This window comes from Delftia sp. ZNC0008, assembly GCF_000799035.1.
GTDB classification, from domain to species: domain Bacteria; phylum Pseudomonadota; class Gammaproteobacteria; order Burkholderiales; family Burkholderiaceae_C; genus Comamonas; species Comamonas tsuruhatensis.
Map to the genome: position 1 here is coordinate 1 of NZ_JTKZ01000739.1, position 7,079 is coordinate 7,079.

Consider the following 7,079-nt stretch of genomic DNA (forward strand, 5'->3'; position numbering starts at 1 on the left):
CCGCGTGACGCCGTTGCCAATTCCCAGATCACGGGCAACCTGCTCAAGGGCGAGATCGACTTCGGCAAGGACCCGTCCGTGCGCGGCTTCCTGATGCAGGGCGCCGACGTGTTCGGCAGCATGTTCCCCGTGGTGGCCACGGCGCTGGCCACGCGCAGCCCGGGCGCAGCCGGCGCGGTGGGCGGCGCCATGGCAGCGGGCGAGGGCGTGGAGAACGCGCGGGAGTTCATCGCCAAGCAGTCGCACGAGCAGCTGCTGGACACCAGCCCGCTGTACCGCCGCATGATCGATGCTGGCGCGGCGCCCGACGAGGCGCGGCGCATCACCAGCGCCAAGGCCGAGGACGCCTCGGCGCTGCTGCAGGGCGCGGTGGCCACGTTCGGCGACCGCTTCACCGGCAAGCTGGTGACGGGGGGGCTCGACCCGCTGCTGGCCCGCGTTGCCGGCCGCTCGGTGCTGGGCAAGACGGCGGCCGGCGCGGGCATCTCGGCGCTGGAGGAGGGCACGCAGGAGCTGGCCGAAGGCGTGGCCTCGGACCTGGGCACCAAGAGCGTGGCCCATGGCAAGGAAATCGGCGAGGACTCGGCCGCCAACTTCGTGCTGGGCGCGCTGGGCGGATCTGCTCCGGGTGCTGCCCGGGGCGTGGTGGCCGGCGTGAAGGATCGTAGGGGCGGCCAGGCGGACTCCGGCGGGCGCAGCACGGTCATCGACGTGACCTACAAGGACGCCGAAGGCAAGACGGTCACGGACGTGGCCACGACCGCAGACGCCTCCCCAGGTGACGGCGCCGCAGCTGCGCCCGTGCAGGACGCCCAGGCCTCGGCGCCTGTCGCGGCGCCGGCTGCGCCGCAGACGGAGCAGCAGCGCGTGCAGCAGCCCGATGGCACGCCCGAATCCATGGACAGCACCACGGCGGCCACGCGCCTGGCCGAGCTGGAGGTGATCGACAGCACCACGGGACTGAACCCTGTGCAGCAGGAGGAGCGCGCAGCGCTGGCCCAGCGCCTGGAGCAGGACGCTGCGCGCGAGGCCGATCTGGAAGCCTTGGGCGAGGAGCCCGAGGCCGTGGCCGCCGAAGCTGCTGCGGCCGAACAGGCCCCGGCGTTTGATCCTGGTGCAGTGCGGTCCAAGACCTGGCCGCAGTTCGTGCACGAGCGCGGCGAGAAGGTGGCCACCCTGCGCCGAGGCACCCCCATCTGGGACCAGCTGCAGCACGAATGGGCCGCCGTGAAGACGCGCCGCGCCGGGACCAACCCCGAGGGCACGGGCGCCGCCGGCACGCCCGTGCAGGAGATCCAGAACCGCGACCGCAGCCGGCCGGCCAGCGTGGTGCAGATGCAGGGCATGGCCCAGAACCCCGACTACCTGCGGCTGGGCGTATCGCGCAGCCCCGAGTCTGGCGCGCCCATGGTGTTCGCCGTGGGCGACCAGGCCGACGCCGTGCAGGCGCTGGGTCGGGCCGACGTGGCCGTGATGAGCGATGGCCAGCGCGTGCCGTTCCGGTATGCGGTGATGGAGGCGGCCGACGTGCAGCCGTCCAACTTCGCGGACGGCGCCGTCAATCCGCTGTTCGACGCAGCGCACCCGGGCACCGTGAAGGCCCTGAACAACGGCCGTGTGGCAGGCCTGCGCGCAGCCTACGAGCGCGGCACGGCCGACGCCTACCGGCAGGAACTGGCCGCCGACAGCGACATGCACGGCATCGACCCGGCCGCCATCGAGGGCATGCAGGCCCCTGTGCTGGTGCGCCTGTATTCCGAGAAGGACAACCAGGTCAACATGGGCGCCAAGAGCCAGAGCCAGGCCCTGGGCCTGTCCGCCACGGAGCAGGCCGCCACGGACGCGGCCCTCGTGGACGGCGGCGTGCTGGAGGTGTTCGACAGCGGAGCCCTGGACAGTGCGGCCAACCGGGATTTCGCGCGGGCATTCATCGGCAAGCTGCAGGAGCATGGCCAGGACGTGGCCGGCATGATGGACGCCAACGGCGCGCTCTCGCCGGCCGGCGTCACCCGCCTGCAGGCCGCTCTCGTGCACAAGGCCTACGGCGACGGCGACCTGGTGGAATCGCTGTTCGGCAGCACGGACAACGACATACGCGCGATTGGCGAATCCCTCAAGGCCGTCGCCGGCGAGTGGGCCAACCTGCGCCTTGCGGCCGAGCGCGGCGCCATCAACGCCGAGGTGGACGTGACCGAGAACCTGCTGCAGGCCATCCGCCTTGTGCAGAAGGCCCGGCGCGAGCGCGCGGCCCTGCACGATGCCGTGCAGCAGGTGGACATGCTGACGGGCGACGTGCCCGATGCCCTGACCGTGGGCATGCTGCGCCTGCTGTACAGCGGCCACTACCTGACCCGGCCCGTGGGCCGCGACCGCCTGGTGGAGTCCCTGCGCGCGTACATGGGCGCTGCATTGGCGACATCGGCCAGCGGTGATATGTTCGGCGAGCAGGTTGGCCCTGCCGCGATCCTTGCCGCACTGAGCGGCCAACCCGTCCCACAGCGACAACAGACCAATGACACAAGCACCGACTCCCAGCAAGCCCCAGCCCCGCAAGGCAGCAGAGAACCCCCTGGCAGCGATGCTGCTGGGGAGCGTGCTGATGCAGCAGGGGCAGAAGCACGGCGACAAGAGCCAGACGGAGCAGGGCGAGCAGCTGCTGGAGATCGCGCAGACGGCCCAGGGCAAGAAGCTGACGCCGCCAGCGGCGCCGTAGCCCCCCAGCTGGAGCTTTCCAGCTACACCCCCGAGGAAATCCAGGCCCTGCTGGCCCAGCAGCAGGAGGTCGAGCAGCGCCGTGCACGCGAGGATGCCCAGGCCGAAGCTCAGGCGCGGGCCGAGCGCGAGCGCAAGGAAGTGGCCGAGCGCCAGGCTGCCAGCGCGGAGCACTTCCAGCTGGGCCAGGATGCGAACGACTCCCTGAGTGGGCAAAAAGGCATCTTCGATGCGCCGGCCGAAGCCGAGCCGGCCCAGCGCCACGATCTGGAAGCCATGTTCGATGAAGTGCTGGACGAGGTGGTCACGGAGCGCCAGGCCTCGCCGCGCTCCGGTGACTCGGTGCCCCACGGCAAGGCCTTGACGCAGGAGGCCGCCCAGGCTGCGGCCCTGGACTATCTGCGCTGGCTCGGCGCGAAGGCGCCCGGGGATGTGCGCCCCGGCATCTATGGCGGCTACACATTTGAGGGTGGCCCCGGCGCCGTGCGCGTGAAGGCCGGGCACATCAAGGTCGATGGCCAGGACCGCCTGCAGTTCCCGATTCAGCGCCTGCTGAAGCTGGCCGACCCGGCCAAGTCCAAGCCGCGCGGCCAGGCCGCACAGAAGGCCGCCGCGCAGGAAGCCGAGCGCGCAGCTTATTTCACGCCGGGCAACATCGTCCGAAGCCAAGACGGCACGCATGACCGCGTTGTCTCGTACACGGCGCCCGATGCGGATGGCCGCTGGAGCGTGACCGTGCGTCCTGTGGAAAAGGAAGGCGATGCATGGGTGGACGTGCCAGGCCTTCGCGAACGCACCCACGGCACGCAGCCCGATGCCCGTGCCTTGAAGGCCGGCCCGGTCGCGCAGGTGCCGCCTGAGCGCGGCGCAGGCGAGGCCCTGGCCAGCGCAGCCAAGAATGCCGGCGCGGGCCTGGCCGCCGCCATCGATGGGCTGGGCGAGCTGTTCGGCGGCGCGGGCAAGCTCGGCTCAGGCCTGTCCTTCGATGAGCAGACATACGCCAAGGCCAAGCCGCTGTTCGCCCAGGCTGTGGCCAACCTGCAGGACGCCGGCACGGATCTGCGCGATGCCATGCGGGCCGTGGTGCGCATGGTCGTGGACAAGTTCGGCACCGAGGCGGCGAGCAACATGAAGCCCTACGTGGTGCGCTACATCGAGGACATGCGCGACAGCCAGGTGCGGGCACCCGACAATACCCCCAACGCAAAGGACACCTCCCATGTATCAGACCCCGCTGCCCATCTGGAACGACATCGCCCTGAGCCAGCCGCTGTTTCCGCCGATGCGCGAGCTGTTCGCGGCGACCCCCGAGACGCTGCCGGCGATGATCGACAAGCACCTGGACAAACCGGCCGAGGCGATGGGCCTGGACGATCCGACGACTCTGGCGTTCAGGCTGGTGATGCCGCTGTTCGTGGAAAACGAAGCGATCAGCGCGTACATCGAGGAGATGCACCAGCCGCAGCTGCGCAGCAGCTTGCCGGAACTGACAACAGTCAGGGAGTGCTTGGAGCTGGCAGCGATGGAGTACCTGCTCGACCAGTCTCAGCTGGCGAGCTTGCAGCGATCACTCGTACAGCACGCGCAGCGACTCGAAACCGAAGCGATAGCAGCGATGAACGCAGCGCAGAAAGCTCAGTAGATCCGGCGGTAGCGCCCAGCGCGGGCGAGGCCGCGCACCTGGCCAACGTACGCGCGGCACTGCCGCAGCTGCTGGCCGGGCAGCAGGAGGATGTGGCGAAGACGGAGCGCGCCTTTGCCGCCGGCCCTGGCATGCTGCTCACCAATGGCACAGGCACCGGTAAGACCTTCTCAGGCCTGGGCGCCGTGCGGCGCTTCGTGGACGCCGGCAAGAAGAACATCCTGGTGGTCGTGCCCGACGACAAGATCGGCTCAGACTGGATGCGCTCGGGCCGTGCCCTGGACCTGAATATCCGCCAACTGCCCGACTCCACAGTGGCCGGGCAGGGCGTGACGCTGACAACCTACGCCAATCTGGGCATGAACGACGCCCTGGCCAGCCGGGCCTGGGATCTGGTGGTGGCCGACGAGGCGCACACGCTTATGTCGTCCCAGGATGCCACGCCCACGGCGGCGCTCGCACGGTTGCGTGCGATCACCATGCATCCGGACGGCGCCCATGCACGCTACCAGATGCTGCATGCGGCCGACCTGCAGGCCGCCGCAGAGCTGCGCCAGAAGGCCGACGACGCGCGGGAGGCCGGCAAGACTGACCAGGCCGAGCGGCTGGAGGCCCGGGCCAAGGCTGCCTTCGAGAAGCTGCAGGCGGATCTGCAGGCCGTGCGCGACGACGTGGCCGCCGCGCGCCGTGACGGCCGCCGCACCAAGCTGCTGGCCCTGTCGGCCACGCCCTTCGCCTACGAGCTGAACGTGGATTGGGCCAACGGCTACCTGTTCGACTACGACGACGGGCGTAGCGACGAGTCCCGGGAGTTCCGTGGCTACAACGAAGGCGGCAACCGCGAGCAGTTTTTCATGCAGCACTTCGGCTACCGGATGCGCTACAACAAGCTGACGCAGCCCGAGGTCGGCGTGGACCGGGGCCTGATGCAGCGTCAGTTCAACACATGGCTCAAGCGGCGCGGCGTTCTGTCCTCGCGCCTGCTGGACGTGAAGGCCGACTACGACCGCCGGTTCGTTCTGTTCGATTCCGCAATCGGTAACCGGATCGATGAGGCTTTCACCTGGCTGGCAGACCATCGGCGCGACAGCACTGGCCACGCCAAGCTGGAAGAGCTGGTGAACAAGCAGGTGGACTACCTGACGCGGCGCTACCTGCTGGAGGCCATCAAGGCCACTGAGGCCGTGCCCATCGTGCGCGCCCACATGGCCTTGGGCCGCAAGGTGGTCGTGTTCCATGACTACATCAAGGGCGGCGGCGTCAACCCGTTTGCGCTCGACCTGGGCCTGGTGGACGCAGGGGACCGTGCTGCCGTGGCCAGCGCGCTGGCCGAGTTTCAGGGCCAGTTCGGCGACCTGGAGCGTGCGCAGCTGCACAAGCTGCCCTCGCCCCTGCAGGTGTTCCGCCAGGAGTTCCCTGAGCTGCTTGTCGTGAATGGCCGAGAGAAGCGCCGCGACAACCTGGCCGCCTACGAGGCCTTCAACGACGACGGGCGCGGGCCGACCGTCATGCTCGTGCAGTCGGCCAAAGACAAGGGCTGGAGCGGCCACGACACCACCGGCAAGCACCAGCGCGTGCTCATCAACCTGGGCCTGCCGACCTCGCCCACGAAGTCGATCCAACAGGAGGGCCGCGTCTACCGCACAGGCCAGGTCAGCAACGCCATCATGCGCTACTTGAACACGGGCACGTCCTGGGAGCGCACGGCTTTCGCATCGACCATCGCCACGCGTGCGGCCACGGCCGAGAACCTGGCCCTGGGCGAACTGGCGCGCTCGCTGCAGGACGCCTATGTGCAGGCCTTCGAGGAGGCCGACACCTATGCGCCTGGCCACGAGGGCGAGGGCACGGGCGGCAAGGACATGGACCGCGCCCGCAACAACGTGATCTCGGAATGGGACCGTGCGCGGAGCCTGTATTTCTCGCAGCAGAAGAAGACCAGCGTGACCAAGGCGCGCGAGGGGGCCGACTACTTCGCCACGCCCGAGCCCCTGGGACTCAAGATGGTGGAATGGGGCGACGTGCGTGAAGGTGAGGACACGGCCGAGCCCTCGGCCGGCCATGGCGCCATCGCGCGCTGGCTGCCCACGCACTCGCGCCGCACCATGGTGGAGCCGTCGCCCGTGCTGCGCTCGCGCCTGGCCCTGGCCGACGTGCGCGACAGCGACCGCATCGTGGCAGGCAGCTTCGAGGACCTGGCAGCGGCCAACAAGTACGACGTGATCGCCATGAACCCGCCATTCGGTACCGCCGGCCGCACGGCCGTGGACCACCTGGCCAAGGCATACAGCCATCTGCGCGAGGGAGGGCGTGTCGTTGCCATCATTCCGGCGGGCCCTGCTGCCGACAAGAAGCTGGAGGCCTGGCTCTACGAGCGGGCGGACAAGGCCGGCCAGGACGGGGAGCGCCCTTACACAAAGCCCGAGCTGCACCGTGCGGCCGACGTGCTGCTGCCGGCGTCCACGTTCAGCCGCGCGGCGGCCGGCGTCATGACGCGCGTGGTGGTGCTGGACAAGCTGGCCAAGGGCGAGCAGCCCACCCGCGCGCACCGGCAGATCGATTTGACCGATGCGGCCAGCGTGGAGGAGCTTTTCGAGCGGCTGGAACACCTGGACCTGCCCGCGCGCACCAAGCCTCGGCAGGCAGCTGCAGCTGCAGCTGCAACTGCTGGGCCAGCGCCTGCAGGCGCCCAGCCGGCCACGGCGCCCAGCACGGCCGCCCCACA

The 7,079-nt window shown here is 69.7% G+C and carries 1 protein-coding gene; it reads left to right on the top strand.

The window, feature by feature from the left end:
- A partial coding sequence (locus L995_RS33995; protein WP_331428960.1) for a DEAD/DEAH box helicase family protein occupies positions 1 to 7,079 on the top strand: 7,079 nt, incomplete at both ends.